Below are 15,641 nucleotides of genomic sequence, written 5' to 3'. Positions count from 1 at the left end.
GCGGCAGCCCCGTCTCACCGGCCGAGCACCGCCCGCATCACGTCCCGCGCGATCGGCGCCGCGTCGCCCCCGCCGCTGATCTCGCCCCGGTCCGCCGAGGCGTCCTCCACCACCACCGCGACCGCCACCGCCGGCTCCACCGCGTCCTCGTCCCGCGCCCAGGAGACGAACCAGGCGTACGGCAGGCCGGTGTTGCCCACCCCGTGCTGCGCGGTGCCGGTCTTGCCGCCGACGACGGCACCCGGAATGGCCGCGCGGGTGCCGGTGCCCTCCCGCACCACCCCGGTCATCAGCTCCTTCAACTGCTCGGCCGTGTACGGGCGCATGACCTGCCGCACCGGATGCGTCCCGCTGCCCGTGACCGTCTCGCCGTCGTGCCGAGTGGTGCGCTCCACCAGGTACGGCGCGTGCAGCCGCCCGTCGTCGGCGACGGCCGCCGCGACCATCGCCATCTGGAGCGGGGTGGCGCGGGTGTTGTACTGGCCGATCGAGGAGAGCGCCAACTGGGCCTTGTCCACAGGGGAGTCGAAGGTGCTGCGCGCGACCGGGAAGGGGATGCGCAGCCCGTCGTCGTCGAACCCGAACGCCCGCGCCGTGGCCGTCATGTTCCGTACCCCGACGTCCACGCCCAGCTTGGCGAAGACCGTGTTGCAGGACCATTCGAAGGCGTCCCGCAGCGAGGTGTCCGCGCAGCCGTCGGCCTCGTTGGTCAGCTGGGTGCGGGTGCCGGGCAGCCGGTAGGGGTCGGGGGAGTGGGTGCGCGCGTCCGGGTCGGTGACCACCCCCGCGTCCAGCGCCGCCGCCGCGGTGACCACCTTGAACGTGGAACCCGGCGGATAGGTCTGCGACACCGCCCGGTTGAGCATCGGCTTGTCCGGGTCGCCGTTGAGCCGCGCCCACGCGGAGGCCACCGACGCGGCGTTGCCGGAGAGCTGGGCCGGGTCGTACGACGGGCTCGTCACCAGCGCCAGGACGCGTCCGGTGGAGGGCTCGATCGCGGCCACCGCGCCCTTGCGCCCGCCGAGCCCCCGGTACGCCGCCTCCTGGGCCGCCCGGTTGAGGGTCGTCACGACGTTCCCGCCCGGATCGCGGCCCCGCGTCAGGTCGTTCCACAGCGGCAGCGGCGCGAGCAGCGGATCGGTGCCGGAGAGCACTCCGTCCTCGGCGTTCTCCAGGAAGGTGGTGCCGTACGACTGGGAGGCGAACCCGGTCACCGGGGCGTACAACGGGCCGTCCTGATAGCTGCGTTCGTAGCGCAGCTGCTCATGGGTGTCCACGGAGCCGGTGACCGGCTTGCCGCCGACCAGGATGTCGCCGCGCGGCTGCTGGTAACGGGCGATGGCCGCACGGCGGTTGGCCGGGTTGCCGGTGTAGACGCCGGCCTGGACCAGCTGCACGCGGGCCGCGTTCACCAGCAGGGCGGCGAGCAGCAGCGTGCAGAACGCGCAGGCGTGCCGGATGTACCGGGCCATCGGCCGCCCGCCCTCGCCCACCCCGGAGAACTCGCTCACGGCGCCTCCCTGCCGTCGTACTGGCTGCGCGCCGAGTCGCTGACCCGGATCAGCAGGGCCACGATCGTCCAGTTGGTCACCACCGAGGAGCCGCCCTGGGCGAGGAACGGCATCGCCATGCCGGTCAGCGGGATCAGCCCGGTCACTCCGCCCGCGATCACGAACACCTGGAGCGCCAGGATCGAGGCGAGCCCCACCGCGAGCAGCCGCCCGAACGGCTCGCGCAGCGCGAGGCCCGCCCGGTAGCCGCGCTCCACCAGCAGCGCGTACAGCAGGATGATCGCCGCGAGTCCGGCGAGGCCCAGCTCCTCGCCGGCCGTGGCCAGGATGAAGTCCGACTTGGCGGCGAAGCCGATGAGCACCGAGTGCCCGAGCCCGAGGCCGGTGCCCAGCAGCCCGCCCGCGGCGAACGCGAACAGCGACTGGGAGAGCTGGTTGGGGCCCCGCCCGGCCTCGATGGTGGCGAACGGGTGCAGCCAGTCCGCGATCCGGCCGCCCACGTGCGGCTCCACCCGGCCGACGGCCACCGCGCCCAGCACGGCGAGCACCAGCCCCACCGCGATCCAGCCGGTGCGCCCGGTGGCGACGTACAGCAGCACCACGAACAGCCCGAAGAACAGCAGCGAGGTGCCGAGGTCCCGCTCCAGGACCAGCACCCCGACGCTGAGCAGCCAGATCGTCACGATCGGCCCGAGCACCCGCCCGGTCGGGAACTGCATCCGCCACAACCGGCGGCCGGTGTACGCCAGCGCGTTGCGGTTGGCGGCGAGGTACGCGGCGAAGAACACCGCCAGCAGCACCTTCGCGAACTCGCCGGGCTGGATGGAGAATCCGGCGACCCGGATCCAGATCCGGGCGCCGTTGACCGCCGGGAAGAGGATCGGCGCCAGCAGCAGGACGAGGGCCGCGACCACGCACACATAGGAGTAGCGCTGGAGCAGCCGGTGGTCGCGCAGCAGCAGGACGACGACGATGAACAGGGCCACCCCGAGCGCGGACCACACCAGCTGGGCGGGGGCGGCACCGTCGCCCGGTGTCTCCAGGTCGAGCCGGTAGATCAGCACCAGGCCGAGCCCGTTGAGCAGCACCCCGATGGGCAGCGGCAGCGGATCGGCGTACGGCGCCCGCAGCCGTACGGCGAGATGCGCGAGCAGCGCGAGCACCCCGAGCCCGGCCCCGTACGCCAGCGCCCCCGGCGGCACCCGCCCGGACCGCGCCAGGCCCACCGCGCAGTACCCGTACACCGACAGCGTGACGGCCAGCACGATCAGCGCCAACTCGATGCCGCGGCGCCGGGGCAGCCGGACGCCGCTCACGGCGGCCGGGGCCGTCGCCGCGGCAGTTCCGGCGTCGGTCATGCCGCGAACTTACCTAAACCTGCCCATCCCGCCTCATTGCAACGCGCTCTACCGCGCCTGCGAAGCCACCGGCAGGACGAGCGTCGCCACCGCGCCCCCCTCCGCCGCGTTCCGGAACGACAGCCGTGCGCCCAGCACCTCCGCCTGCCCCGCCGCGATCGTCAGCCCGAGCCCGTGCCCCTTCGCCCCGCCCTCGGTGCGGAACCGCTGCGGCCCGTGCGCGACCAGGTAGTCGGGGTAGCCGCCCCCGTGGTCCCGCACCGTCACCACCGGCCCGTTGACCGTGAGGACCACCGGCGGCGCCCCGTGCTTGTGCGCGTTGGCCACCAGGTTCCCCAGCACCCGCTCCAGGCGCCGCCGGTCGGTCTCCACCAGCGCGTCCCGCACCACCCGCACCTCGGTGTCCGTCCCCGAGGCCCGCACCACCCGCTCGGCGAGCGCCCCCAGCTCCTCCGCGTCGGCCTCCAGCCGCTCCCGCCCGGTGTCCAGGCGGGAGATCTCCAGCAGGTCCTCGGTGAGCGTGCGCAGTGCCGCCACCCGGTCCCGCACCAGCTCCGTCGGCCGCCCCGGCGGCAGCAGTTCCGCCGCCGCGTGCAGCCCGGTGAGCGGGGTGCGCAGCTCGTGCGCCACGTCCGCGGTGAACCGCTGCTCGCTGAGCAGCTTGCCCTGGAGCGTGGCGGCCATCGTGTCCAGCGCGGCGGCCACCGCGGCCACCTCGTCCTGGGGCCGGGTGGGGTCCTTCGTACGGGGGTCGCCGACCCGCGCGTCCAGGTCGCCCGCGCTGATCCGGCGGGCCACCCGCGCGGTGCCGTGCAGCCGCCGGGTCACCCGCGACACGGCGAACACGCCGACCAGCACGGTCGCGCCGATGGCGAGCACCGAGGACCACAGGATCGAGCTGTCCAGCCCGGCGATGGTGCGGGACTGCTGCGAGTAGTCGATCTCCACGGCGAGCGCCCGGTGCCCCTGGACGGGGCCCGCCGCCCACATCGTCGGCCGCCCCCGGTGCGTGGACACGATGGTGCCGCGCCGCCCGGAGACCGCCAGCGCCCGCAGCGAGCCGGGCAGCCCCTCGGGGTCCACCCCGGCGTTCGGCAGCAGCGTGTCCCCGGCCTCGTAGGCGCGGGTGGCGTCCGCGAGCCGGGACAGGGCGAGGTCGCGGGCCTGACCGACGGTCTGGTCGGTCACCGAGACGTGCACCAGCACGCCGAGCAGCGCGGCCAGCGCGCAGCACATCACGGTGATGAACACGGCCGCCTTCACGGCGAGGGGCCCGGCCCAGCGGGCCAGCAGCAGCCTCATGGCGTGCCCGAGGGGGACGGGGCGGCGGACGGGGCGGCCTTGTGGACGCGGCGGCCCGTGCCGGTGTGCAGGTACTCGTCGCGGGAGAACACCATCGCCCGCTGGCCGGGGTCCCACTCCCAGGTGGTGCGGTACTCGTAGCCGGAGATGTCGGCCGGGTTGCGCTCGATCAGCGCCCGCCCGGCCAGCTCCACGCCGAGGATCGCGTCGTTGTCGGCCAGCACCTGCACCAGGCGGCGGCCCTCGACGGTGTAGACCCGGACCGCCGTCTGGTTGGTCGGGTAGAGCCGGAAGCCGAGCGTGAGATCGGGCCGGCCGTCCCCGGTGAGGTCCCGGTAGTACGGCTTGAGCAGCGGGCACAGCGCCCGGTCGCCGCCCGCGCGGCACTCCTTCACCCGGTCCACGGTCCCGTGGAACGCCCCCTTGGACCCGTAGTCGGCCGGGTGCGCCTTCAGCTCCGCCTCCACGATGTCCACCGGATCGACCCGGCGTATGTCGCCGCCGGGCACGGTCAGGCCCTTGACGACCTCGCGGGTGGCCACGTCGTACGGATAGGCCGGGCTGGACGCCGGGCGCAGGTCGGGCCAGAGCTTGGCGGGGCTGTCCGCGGTCTGGGTCGGCCCGGCGCTGCGCAGCTGTCCGGCGTCCCCGCAGGCCGCCGCCGTCGCCGACAGCAGGGCGACGGCGACCGCGGCGAAGGCGGTGCGCAGGGGGCGACGGAGGGGCACGGTGCTCCAGAGACGATGGTTTTGCAGGTCAGTAGGCCAGTATGCACATAGATTCCAAGGAAGCCCCTTTTCGTCCGTTCTGCGCCCCCGGCTGCCGGAAGCTGGGAGAGAGGCTACTCGGCCAGTTCTTCGAGGAGTCGTACGGTAGGCAGCCCCGCGCGCAGATACGCCACGAACAGCTCGTTGTGCAGCGCCCACGCCGAGCGGCGGGTCCGGATCAGCCGGACGGCCTCGTCCGCCGCCTCCCCCCGCTGGATCAGCGCGTGCGCCACCACCAGACCCGAGCGGTTGTAGCCGTGGTAGCAGCGCACCAGCACCCGGCGGCCGGCGTCCAGCGCCTCGTTCGCCGCCCGCGCCAGCCGGATCACCCCGGCGAGCTGCGTCCCGTCCAGCGGCCCGTCCGGGATCGGCCACACATGGTGCTCGACGCCCGCGTCCGGGCCGTGGCCCGGCAGCCGCAGCAGCGACTGCACCACGTCGAACTCGTCCCGTACGACGGCCGTCTCCAGCCGCCCCGTACGCCCCCGGTACTGGTGCCCGCCCATCCACAGGCCGGGCACGATCTCGCTCCACGGGCTCCGTGGAGCGGGCACGTCGGGCTGCATCCCGCGGGTTCGCACCGGCGCCTCCCCAACTCCCCTGCGCAGGACCGCCCTCCACGGTAGCCGCTCTTGCCCGGTAAGCACCCGGCCTGTTCCCATGGACGAGGGGTGATGCGCATGAGCGCACTGCGCGTGGTCCCGGCCCGCCGGCACGGCCGGGACCGGTTGTACGTCTGCCGCCCGGACGGCAGCCGGATCGCCTGGTACGACCGCGACGCCGGCCGGGTCGACCTGCTCGCCGAGGACGAACGGGACCGGGTGCTCGAAGCCCTCGGGCCCTTCCTCACCGGCCCGGTCGCCGTGGGCCCGCCCCCGGTCCCCACGCCCGCCGAACTGGCCCGGCTGACCCTGCACCCGGACGACGACCTCGCGCCCAACCGGCCCGGCGAGGCGCTGCTGATCGCCCTCGACCGCGAGCCGGGCACCGGGCACCGGCTGCGCCCCGACCCGCGCCGGCGCGCCCTGCTGGCCGAGCAGACCGTGGGCGCGGCCCTCGACGGCCTGGAGGGCGGCGGCTGGCACGCGCTGCACTCGCTGCCGCTGCCCGGCGGCGACCGGGTCCACCATCTGCTGATCGGCCCCGGCGGGCTGTTCGCCGTCCACGCCCTGTACGCCCGCAGGGCGCGGGTGCGGATCGCCGACCCGATGGTCGCCGTGGGGCGGCGCGCCGCCGAGCCCCTGCTGCGCCGGCTGCGCGACCGGGCCGGCCGGGCCGCCTTCGCCCTGACCGCCGAGGTCCGCCCGGTCCTCGCCCTGACCGACCCTTCCGGGGTGACCCTGACCGCCGTGCCGCGGGAGGTGCGGATCCTGTCCGCCGCGGAGCTGCCGGGACTGGCCCGGCTGGGCGGCGTGCTGAAACCGGCGGACGTGGAGGCACTGCACGCGATGGCACGGGACCGGCGCACCTGGGAGCAGGTCTAGCTAGGTCTTGGCGGGCAGGGGCGCGGCCCGCCGCGCGTCCAGCAGGGGGGCCAGCAGGTCGCCGTGGTCGCGCAGGCGCGGTGCGATGTCCTCGGCGCGGAACTCCAGCCGCTCCGGTGAGCGGCACCCGGCGACCTCGTCCCAGGTCACGGGCGCGGAGACCAGGGGGGCGCGGCGGGCGCGCAGGGTGTAGGGGGTGGCGGTGGTCTTGCGGGCCGCGTTCTGGCTCCAGTCCACGAACACCTTGCCGGGCCGCAGGCTCCTGGTCATCCGGTGCACCACGAGCCGGGGCAGCGCCCGCTCCGCCTCGACCGCGAGCGCCTTGGCGTACTCGCTGGTCCGCTCCGAGGAGGCGCCGGACACCGCGGCCAGCAGGTGCAGCCCCTTGGACCCGGCCGTCTTCGGGTACGCCTCGATCCCGTCCGCCGCGAGCCGCTCGCGCAGCCACAGGGCGACCTCGCAGCACTGCACGACCGTCGCCGGGGCACCGGGGTCGAGGTCGAACACCAGCCGGTCGGCCTCCCCCGGCGAGGGCACCTTCCACTGGTGGGTGTGGAACTCGGTGACCAGGTTCGCCGCCCACACCAGGCTCGGCAGATCCTGTACGACGACCATCCGGGCCGGGCCCTCCGCCGAGGACCTGGGCACCTCGGCGGTCGTGACCCACTCGGGGGTACCCGGCGGCACGTTCTTGGTGAAGAACACCTGGCCCTCGGGACCGTCCGGATAGCGCAGGAAGGACACCGCGCGGTCGCGCAGATGCGGGAGCAGGGCGTCGGCGGTGGTCGCGTAGTAGTGCACCAGCTCCGCCTTGGTGAAACCGGTCGCCGGATACAGCACCTTCTCCAGGTTGGTCAGCGGGACCCGCCGCCCCTCCACCTCTGTGATAGGCGTCATAAGATGACAATCCCAGATGAAGCGGGAGAAACGGGAAAGGACGGGTGCGGCACGTGCGATCGATATGGAACGGCGCCATCTCCTTCGGGCTGGTCAGCATCCCGATCAAGCTGGTCAACGCGACCGAGAGCCACGCGATCTCCTTCCGCCAGATCCACACCGAGGACAACGGCCGCATCCGCTACCGCAAGGTGTGCGAGGTGGAGGACCGCGAGGTCAGCCAGTCCGAGATCGGCAAGGCGTACGAGGACGCGGACGGCACCATCGTCCCGATCACCGACGAGGACCTGTCCCACCTGCCGATCCCGACGGCCCGCACCATCGAGATCGTCGCCTTCGTGCCGGCCGACCGGATCGACCCGCTCCAGATGGGCGCGGCGTACTACCTCGCCGCGAGCGGGGCCCCGGCCGCCAAGCCGTACACCCTCCTGCGCGAGGCCCTGAAGCGCAGCAACAAGGTCGCCATCGCCAAGTTCGCACTGCGCGGGCGGGAACGGCTCGGGATGCTCCGGGTCGTCGACGACGCGATCGCCATGCACGCCCTGCTCTGGCCGGACGAGGTACGGGCCCCCGAGGGCGTCGCCCCGGACGTGGACGTCACCATCCGTGACAAGGAACTCGACCTCGCGGACGCCCTGATGGACACCCTCGGCGAGGTCGAGATGGCGGATCTGCACGACGAGTACCGGGAGGCGCTGGAGGAGGTCATCGCCGCGAAGGCCGCGGGCGAGGCACCCCCGCAGGCCCCGGAGCCGGCGCCCGGCGGCAAGGTCCTCGACCTCATGGCCGCCCTGGAGAACAGCGTCCGCGCCGCCCGCGAGTCCCGTGAACCCGCGGGCGAGGCCGAGGTCAGATCCCTGCCGGACCGCCGCTCCACCCCGAAGGAGACGGACGGCAAGAAGTCCGCCTCCACGGCGAAGAAGACCGCCGCGAAGAAGACCCCGGCGAGGAAGTCCACGTCGAAGACGGCGTCGAAGCCGGCGGAATCCGCCAAGAAGGCGACGGCGAAGAAGACGGCCGCGAAGAAGACGGCGGCGAAGAAGACGTCCGCGCGCAAACGCTCGGCCTGAGCGGCCCGGTTCAGCGGGCGCGCGGCGGGGCGTCCGCGCGCCCCTCGTCGCCCGGCGGCTGCTCCTCCAGCGCGGGCAGGGCGCGGGGGAGACCGGGCAGGGCGCGCCAGTCGAGCGGCTCCGTCCGGGGAGTGCCGCCGTCGGCGGTGGCGTGGACATCGGCGGCCAACCAGTGCTCGCCCGGCGGTAGTTGGCCCCGCAGTACGGGCAGCGCGGTCCGGGGCCACAGGAGATGGCTGCTGGGGTCGGGGAGCATGACCTCACCGGCGCGGGCCCCGGTGAGGTCCCGTACGGCGCTCGCGAGGTCGCCGCGCACCGCCCGCGCCTCCCGGCCCCCGGCCCCGGTGACGGCCCCCTCGCGGGGGAGCGCGAAGCCGCCCTCGACCGTGTGCAGCGGACGGGGGGTGACCAGGCGGTGGACGCGGACGTGCCGGCCGGGTCCGGCGGGCAGCAGCCAGGTGTCGACGGTGACATCGGGCCAGGGGTGCCAGCGGGCGCGCACCCGGTCGGCGGTCACGGAGCGGGACGCGCAGGCGATCCGGGAGCGCCAGTACAGGCCGTCCTCGCTGAGCAGCAGGGCGCTGTCCGGGGCGGCGGCCTCCGCGCCGAGCGGGCCGGTGGCGACGGCGCAGCCGAAGGCCGTGGAGTAGGCGAACTTGCCGTACTTCGCGGGCGCGTTGCGCACCCAGGTGTCGGCGTCGCAGGCGGCCAGCGCCGTGGTGTGCCCGCCGCCGTGCTGGACCAGCAGACCCGCCTCCGGCTGGGCGTGCACCGCGTCCGCGGCGGGCAGCGGCTCCTCCTCGGCGGTCCAGAACGGGTGCCCGGCGGGCAAGGCGAGCGGCAGGAACGCCTTGAACGCCCAGTAGGGGGAGCCCGCCGCGTTGTACTGCTCGCTCATGAACAGGTTCGGATAGGCGTAGCCGACCGACAGCGTGCCGTCGGCGGCGAACACCGGCTGCCGCGCCCACCAGCGCAGATTCCGCGCCCACAGCCCGCGCAGCACCCCCCAGGGCAGCGCCTCCACACCCGCGTGGGCGAGCGCGCCCCAGAACGCGCACTGCGCGAACCGGTACGTCAGACTGCGGCCGAAGGGCAGCGCCGCGCCGTCGGCCGCGAACCAGTGCCGGAACTCCCCGGCGAACAGCGCGGCCCGCTCCCGTACCCGCGCCACGACCGCCGGGCCGGCGTCCGGGGCGAGGGCCGTGTACAGCAGCGTGTACAGGTGCAGGGCCCAAGGACCGTAGTAGTCACGGGGTTTGCCGTCCGGTCCGTCCGAATACCAGCCGCCGCCCCGGTAGAAGTCCTCCACCCGCGCCAACGCCCGCTCGGCGAGCCCCGGTTCGGGTTCCTCCCCGACCGCCGTCAGGCCCAGCTCCACCATCACCGGGAACAGCTGCCAGTTGTTGTCGGGGACGCGCTCGGCCCGCGCCGCCGCGCGCAGCCAGGCGGCGAGCCGCGTCCGTTCCGCCCCGGAGAACGGCTCCCACAGCTCGCCGGGTGCCAGGGCCAGCGCGCACCCGAGCCCGGCCGCCTCGACCAGGCGCTGGTCCATCGCGCCGGGCTCGCCCCAGTACTCCGGGTGCGCCGGATCGGTCCCGGCGGCGACGGCCCGCCGGACGCGCTCCCAGCCGTCGTACCGCCCGCCGCCCGCCGCGAGCGGGGCCAGCCCCCACAGCGGTCGTACGGTCGCCTCCAGCCGGGCGACGCGGGGTGCGTACGCGGTGCCGGGGGCGGCCAGCGCCGCGTCGTCGGGGTAGGCATCGGCGAGCGGGGCGCACAGGGCGAGCAGCGCGCGCTGCCAGTCGGCGCGGCTGGAGAGGGGGTTGCCAAAGAACGGGTGCGGGCGGTTGCGGGTCATGGCTCCTCGTCCGGGAAGGTCCGGTGGCTGCGGTCGGGGCGGTGGCTGCGGTCGGGCCGGTGGGTGGTGACGGCCAGGTCAGTCTTCCCCTCCCCGCCCAGGGCTCAGGCCGAGCGCTCGAACTGCTCGCGGACGACCGGATGGGCGAACGGCCGCCCGTGCGCGAGGCGTTCCAGCTCGTCCAGCGCCGAGTCCGCCATCCGGTGCAGCTCACCGCCGAGCGAACCGGCGATGTGCGGGGTGAGCACCACGTTGTCCAGGTCGTACAGCGGGGAGTCGGGCGGCAGGACCTCCGGCTCGGTCACATCCAGTACGGCGTTCAGCCGGCCGCTGGTCAGCTCGCGGACCAGCGCGTCCGTGTCCACCAGCGCCCCCCGCGCGGTGTTGATCAGCGTGGCGCCGTCCGGCATCAGCTTCAGCCGGCGCTCGTCGATCAGGTGCCGGGTCTCGGGCAGCGCGGGCGCGTGCAGCGAGACCACGTCGCAGCGGGCGCACAGCTCGTCGAGGCCGGCCGGCCGCACGCCGAGCGCCCGCGCTTCCGCCGCGCTCAAGTACGGGTCGTACACCAGGAGTTCCATGTCGTAGGGGGCGAGCAGCGCGATGAGGCGGCGCCCGGTGCGGGAGGCGCCGACGATGCCGACGGCCCGGCGGTAGTTGCCGGCGTCGCGGTACTCGTGCTGCCAGGAGAGCTGGGCGCGCACGGCCCGGTAGTGGTCGCGGGTCCGCAGCGCCCGCTTGTTGGCGAGCAGGATCACCGCCAGCGCGTACTCCGCCACCGGCAGCGCGTTGGCGTCGGCGGCGGAGGACAGGGCGATGCCCCGCTCCCAGCAGGCGTCGGTGACGAAGTTCTTCACCGAGCCCGCGGCATGCACCACCGCCCGCAGCCGGGGCGCCCCGGCGAGCACCTCGGGCCCGAGCGGAGGACAGCCCCAGAAGGTGAACAGCACGTCAGCGCGGGCGAGTTCGGCGGCGATGCCGTCGGCGGTGAAGTCGTCGGCGACCAGCGCCGGGTCCAGGTCGGCGAGGCCGGTGAGCCGGGCCATCCGCGCCGGGTCGAGCAGCAGGGGCAGCAGATCGCGCTGCATGGCGAGCAGGACCCGTGGCCGGCGGGCCGTGGGCGGCAGGACCCGCGGGCGGCGGGCCGCGGGGGGCAGGTCGGACACAGGACTCCTCGGGTCATGGGCGTGGGGCGCCGGTGGCGGGCGGCGCCCCACGCGGGAGATGCGGTACGTCGGCGGCCGGCGGCCGGGACCGGCGGGGCGGCCGGACTCACCGGAGAGCGGCGGGGCTCACCCCGCCGCCGCCTTGGCCTTGGCGAATTCCTCGGCCATCTGGTCGATGCCGTTCTGCTGCTTGATCCGGGCGACGGCGCCCTCAGGGCGATGGCCACGACCCAGGAGACGAGGTCGGCGGGAACACCACCGACCGGCGCCGTACTGGAAGACCAGGAAGTACAGCACGCCCGGCACCATCATGAGCAGCGGCACCCGGTCCCGCCGCACCCGCCGCCACCACGGCACCGCGTGCCGGGCGACCGCTGCGGCGGGCGTTCCGGGAGGTACGTGCTGTCGCTCGGCCGGTGTACTGCCGGGCCGCTGGCCGACCAGGGACACAGGGGCCTCCTTCCGGGGGAGAGGCGGGGCATCGAGGACGCCGCCGGACACGACGGGATGCCGCGAAGACCGCCGGCGTCCGATGCGGCTTCAGCATCCGGTCAGGTCCGTAACCCGTCAATGAGGTCGTGCGTACCTGGAACGACCCGGAGCCATCCGGAACGTTCCGGTACCCCGCTCCCTCCCCGTCCGCCCCTTATCCCTCCTTTCGATCACCCGCCGCCCGGCCGCCTTCGCACTCTCCACGGGCCGCCGGGGGCTGCCCAACTCCCGCCGGGCCCGCTAGGTTTCTTCCGTTCCCAATAGTTCGGAACCTCTTCCATGCCAGCGCCAAGGGAAATGTGACGCGTGATGCTCTCTCCGGACCGGCACGACCTGCTCCTCGCCCATCTGCGGGAACACGGCTCGGCACGGATCAGTGACCTCGTGGGCCTGCTGGGGGTCTCCGACGTCACGGTGCGACGCGATGTCGAGGCCCTGGAACGCGAGGGCCTGGTACGGCGGTTCCACGGCGGCGTCGCCCTGGAGCGCAGAGCCGCGACCCTCGGCCACGAGCCCGAACACACCTCCAGCGCCCTGCGGTTGGGCCTGCTGCTGCCCAACGGCCCCTACTTCCGGAAGGTCCTGGAAGGAGCCCGCGAGGCGGCGTCGGAGCTGAACGCCGAACTCACCCTCGCCTTCTCCGACTACCAGCCCGAGCAGGACCTGGTGGCCATCCGCCGCCACCTGGACGACGGCGTCGACGGCCTCCTGCTGGCCCCGCCGACCCTGGAGAACTCCCGCCACACCCGCTTCGAGGAGCGCCTGCGCGAGCTGAAGCTCCCGGTGGTCCTGGTCGAACGCGAACTGCGCTCCACCACACTGGTCGACCGCCTGGACCACGTGGTCACCGACCACCAGGCCGGCGCCCGCCTCGCGGTGGAGCACCTGGCCCGCCTCGGGCACCGCCGGATCGCCCTCATGGTCAAGGACCTGGGCCCCACGGCCCCCGCCGTCCGCCTCGGCCACACCCACGCCCTGCGCGCCCTGGGCCTCGACCAGGACACCCCCGTCCACCTGGTCCCGCAGCGCGAGACCTCCCCGCACACCGAGCAGCGCATCGACGAGGTCCTCGACGACCTGCGCGCCCACGGCGCCACCGCCGTCCTCGCCCACGGGGACGCCGAAGCCATCGTCCTGCTCCAACTGGCCGCCCAGCGCGGCATCCGCGTGCCCCAGGACCTCGCGATCATCTCCTACGACGACGAGGTCGCCGCCCTGGCCAGCGTCCCCCTGACCGCCGTCGCCCCACCGAAACGCGCCCTGGGCCGCAAGGGCGTCGAACTCCTCACCTCCCGCCTCCGCTCCGACCACCCCCTCCCCGTCCACCACCTGACCCTGCAACCGTCCCTGGCCATCCGCGCCTCGTGCGGCAGAGGAGCGGGCGGCCGGGGACGCAGGGGGCGCTGAACGGGGGATCGGCAATCCCTCAGGGGGCGCCCCCGGACCACCCGTCCGAGTCACCCCGAGGCGGAGCCCAATCCGTGACGCCGAGTCCCGTACTCCGCAGGAAGTGCTCACTGATTCCCAGTTGCTGGAAGGGGGACCGCCCGTGTCTTCCGATCCAGGAGCTACGGCGCCTTTTCTCGTCCTCGGTGAGCAGGTCCCAGTCGTCGAAGTGGAGTCCGGGATTCTTGTCAGTGTGAAGTAGACCGCGCATCACGGCGTACTTCGCCTCGGCCGGATTCCTCCTCACCCTTACCAGGATCCAAGCCGTCTCGATGGTCATGCCGGCTCGCTGTCTGCGCATGAATCGATACGCGCGCCATTGCGTGACCGGAGACAACAGCCATTGCCGGGTGGCACGTCGCATCAGAACGGACCTCTGAGCAGTGAAAGACGCATCGACGCCGCTTAGACCGTCCCGTCCCTGCCCTCGTGCGGCTGATCGAGTTGCTGCTGCCGCTTCCGCTGCTCGACACGGAGGTCCTCGACCTCCTTCGTCAGTTTCGCCAAGTTGTCGGCTGGGTCCCCGGAGTAGGGCGGAATCCCGAGCTCGAAGGCGGTCGCGTGCTGGTCGATGGCATCAGCCGTCTGCTGCAAGTAGAAGCTCCGCTCCCGGTACTTGAAGTAACCGGTGAAACCCGCCGACATGCCCACGGCGAAACTGAGACCGACCGTCACCCATTTGAGATAGGAAGGCGTCTCGGCCAGGCTGGCCGCCGTGGTCGTCCCCAGGGAGCCGATGATGATGACGGACTGAAAGGCATTGTGGATGCGCCGGTAATGCTGTGCCTCGGCGCGCAGCTGGTCCAGCTCCCGCGGAAGCGAGTCCTTGTACGTGAACTGCCGCTGATCGACGGGAAAGTCGAGCGCCTTGGCCTGAAGGAGCCTGCGCTCCTCGGCGATCTCCAGCTCCAGTTCAAGCCTTCGGACGGATTTCTTGCCCACGCGACCGCGCTCCGCGGCGTGCTGAAACGCGAAGGCGATTCCACACAAGACGGTCAGGGGAATGGCAATTCTGTTGATCTTCCCGATGTCGACCGTGCGCCATGTGGCTACCGTGGCGACGTAGATGGCGACGATATTGAAGATGGTGATGAGTCCCGTGCCGTACAGAGACCGGAGCTGGATCTTTCGGATGCGGATCTGAGCCTGCAACTCCAGGATGGCTGCCCTGTGTTCCAGTAGTTGTTCGGTGGGGCCGCTCGCGTACGGCACAACTTGATTCAAGGTCCCACCCCCCGGCGGTCACGAATGGTACGGGGGAATCGTACAAGTCGGATAACGTCCGAGGTGCGCAACTCCGAAGTATTCACCAGGTCGGACATCGCTTTGACCGGATTGCCGCTCTGCGGCATCAGGTTTGTTCGAATCCCAGCGCACGCCAGTGCAGTTGTATTCCCCTCGCTGCCGGGTGAGCGGCCACCTCGGCTCGCCAGTGGCCATGGCGCTCATGCCCCCGCCCTGCCGGGCCGGTCTCCGGCTCCTACGGGTTCGGAAGCCCATCGGCGGCGCGTACCTCGACGGCTTCGGAGCTCGAACGTCTCCCCGCCGCACGGTGAGCGAATTCCAGACGGTCGCGCGGTCTCCGTTCGCTCGCCGTCCTGCCGCGGCTGCTCGGTATGGTGTGCAACTCTGCTGACGTATCGGCTCTTTGATCGAAAGATGGTGCACGTGAACGAGAACAGCACGCATGCCGCGGTGGTATCGGTCCCGGTGGGCCGGGTGGTCGGCGGCCGGGCGGAGGTCCGCGACGACGACTGGGGCGGGGAGACCGCGATCATCCGCCTGGACGCCGGCCAGTTCGGCCCCGAGGCGGTGGCCGGCCTGGACTCCTTCTCCCACCTCGAAGTCGTCTACCACTTCGACCGTGTGCCCGTGGAGAAGATCGAGACCGGCTCCCGGCACCCGCGCGGCAACACCGACTGGCCCCGCGTCGGCATCTTCGCCCAGCGCGGCAAGAACCGCCCCAACCGGCTCGGCGTCTCCCGCTGCCGCCTGATCAAGGCCGACGGCCTCGACCTGCACGTCCAGGGCCTGGACGCCGTCGACGGAACCCCCGTCCTCGACATCAAGCCCTACATGAGCGAGTTCGGTCCCCAGGGCGAGACCACCCAGCCCGAGTGGGCCACCACCATCATGCGCGACTACTACTGACGGTACGGCTACTGACGGTACGACGGCCGCTCACTGGGGCTGAAGACCGAGCGCGACGCGGGTGAGTTCCGCCTTGTCGCCGATGCCGGACTTGGACCGCACCCGCTTCGCGTACGTTCCCGTGGTGCGGTCGTAGTTCGCG

The 15,641-nt window shown here is 73.0% G+C and carries 15 protein-coding genes; 4 read left to right on the top strand and 11 right to left on the bottom strand.

Going from position 1 to position 15,641, the window contains the following annotated elements:
• Positions 1–14: 14 nt before the first annotated feature.
• The 5 genes from AC069R_RS19955 to AC069R_RS19935 all read right to left on the bottom strand — a co-directional run bounded on the left by AC069R_RS19955 (position 15) and on the right by AC069R_RS19935 (position 5,519).
• The gene (locus AC069R_RS19955; RefSeq protein WP_478768202.1) at positions 15–1,472 is read right to left on the bottom strand and encodes a penicillin-binding transpeptidase domain-containing protein; all 1,458 of its coding nucleotides are present in this window, start codon (positions 1,470–1,472) and stop codon (positions 15–17) included.
• A 35-nt stretch (positions 1,473–1,507) separates the two neighbouring features.
• A complete protein-coding gene (locus AC069R_RS19950) occupies positions 1,508–2,869 on the bottom strand; it encodes an FtsW/RodA/SpoVE family cell cycle protein (RefSeq protein ID WP_478768153.1) in 1,362 nt (453 codons plus the stop codon).
• Positions 2,870–2,917: 48 nt separating this feature from the next.
• Complete coding sequence (locus AC069R_RS19945) at positions 2,918–4,171, bottom strand: ATP-binding protein (RefSeq protein ID WP_478768152.1); 1,254 nt, start codon at positions 4,169–4,171, stop codon at positions 2,918–2,920.
• Entirely contained in the window at positions 4,168–4,899 is a 732-nt protein-coding gene (locus tag AC069R_RS19940; protein ID WP_478768151.1) for a hypothetical protein, read from the bottom strand. Before AC069R_RS19940 ends, AC069R_RS19945 begins: the two co-directional genes overlap by 4 nt.
• A 113-nt stretch (positions 4,900–5,012) precedes the next feature.
• Positions 5,013–5,519 (bottom strand): protein-tyrosine phosphatase family protein, encoded by a 507-nt coding sequence (locus tag AC069R_RS19935; protein ID WP_478768150.1) that lies wholly within the window; start codon positions 5,517–5,519, stop codon positions 5,013–5,015.
• 99 nt (positions 5,520–5,618) lie between these two features.
• Between AC069R_RS19935 and AC069R_RS19930 the strand changes: the two genes are divergently transcribed.
• On the top strand, positions 5,619–6,422 hold the full coding sequence (locus AC069R_RS19930; RefSeq protein WP_478768149.1) for a nuclease-related domain-containing protein: 804 nt from the start codon (positions 5,619–5,621) through the stop codon (positions 6,420–6,422).
• Here the strand turns inward: AC069R_RS19930 and ligD are convergent, their stop codons facing one another.
• The gene (gene ligD, locus AC069R_RS19925; RefSeq protein WP_478768148.1) at positions 6,423–7,319 is read right to left on the bottom strand and encodes a non-homologous end-joining DNA ligase; all 897 of its coding nucleotides are present in this window, start codon (positions 7,317–7,319) and stop codon (positions 6,423–6,425) included.
• 53 nt (positions 7,320–7,372) lie between these two features.
• On the opposite strand from ligD, the gene ku reads away from it, so the two are divergent.
• On the top strand, positions 7,373–8,389 hold the full coding sequence (gene ku / locus AC069R_RS19920) for a non-homologous end joining protein Ku (protein ID WP_478768147.1): 1,017 nt from the start codon (positions 7,373–7,375) through the stop codon (positions 8,387–8,389).
• A gap of 10 nt (positions 8,390–8,399) precedes the next feature.
• Here the strand turns inward: ku and AC069R_RS19915 are convergent, their stop codons facing one another.
• The 3 genes from AC069R_RS19915 to AC069R_RS19905 all read right to left on the bottom strand — a co-directional run bounded on the left by AC069R_RS19915 (position 8,400) and on the right by AC069R_RS19905 (position 11,860).
• Positions 8,400–10,247 (bottom strand): DUF2264 domain-containing protein, encoded by a 1,848-nt coding sequence (locus AC069R_RS19915; protein ID WP_478768146.1) that lies wholly within the window; start codon positions 10,245–10,247, stop codon positions 8,400–8,402.
• Positions 10,248–10,351: 104 nt separating this feature from the next.
• Positions 10,352–11,332 carry a hydroxyacid dehydrogenase gene (locus tag AC069R_RS19910; protein ID WP_478768201.1) on the bottom strand — a complete coding sequence of 327 codons (981 nt, stop codon included), beginning with the start codon at positions 11,330–11,332 and terminating at the stop codon, positions 10,352–10,354.
• Between the two features lie 204 nt (positions 11,333–11,536).
• Positions 11,537–11,860, bottom strand: coding sequence for a hypothetical protein (locus tag AC069R_RS19905; RefSeq protein ID WP_478768145.1), 324 nt, complete (start codon positions 11,858–11,860; stop codon positions 11,537–11,539).
• A gap of 351 nt (positions 11,861–12,211) precedes the next feature.
• Here AC069R_RS19905 and AC069R_RS19900 point away from each other — a divergent pair, with 351 nt between their 5' ends.
• Complete coding sequence (locus tag AC069R_RS19900; RefSeq protein ID WP_478768200.1) at positions 12,212–13,309, top strand: LacI family DNA-binding transcriptional regulator; 1,098 nt, start codon at positions 12,212–12,214, stop codon at positions 13,307–13,309.
• A gap of 19 nt (positions 13,310–13,328) precedes the next feature.
• On the opposite strand, the gene AC069R_RS19895 is transcribed toward AC069R_RS19900, so the two are convergent.
• A complete protein-coding gene (locus AC069R_RS19895) occupies positions 13,329–13,628 on the bottom strand; it encodes a hypothetical protein (protein WP_478768144.1) in 300 nt (99 codons plus the stop codon).
• 125 nt (positions 13,629–13,753) lie between these two features.
• Positions 13,754–14,560 carry a DUF4231 domain-containing protein gene (locus AC069R_RS19890; protein WP_478768143.1) on the bottom strand — a complete coding sequence of 269 codons (807 nt, stop codon included), beginning with the start codon at positions 14,558–14,560 and terminating at the stop codon, positions 13,754–13,756.
• Between the two features lie 447 nt (positions 14,561–15,007).
• Between AC069R_RS19890 and AC069R_RS19885 the strand changes: the two genes are divergently transcribed.
• Positions 15,008–15,499, top strand: a complete 492-nt coding sequence (locus tag AC069R_RS19885; RefSeq protein WP_478768142.1) for an SAM-dependent methyltransferase — start codon at positions 15,008–15,010, stop codon at positions 15,497–15,499.
• Positions 15,500–15,641 lie beyond the last annotated feature (142 nt).

The sequence above is a fragment of the Streptomyces sp. NPDC043952 genome (genome assembly GCF_056435325.1).
The sequence above is the reverse complement of the archived record's forward strand: the minus strand, read 5'-3'. Positions and strand labels throughout refer to the sequence as shown.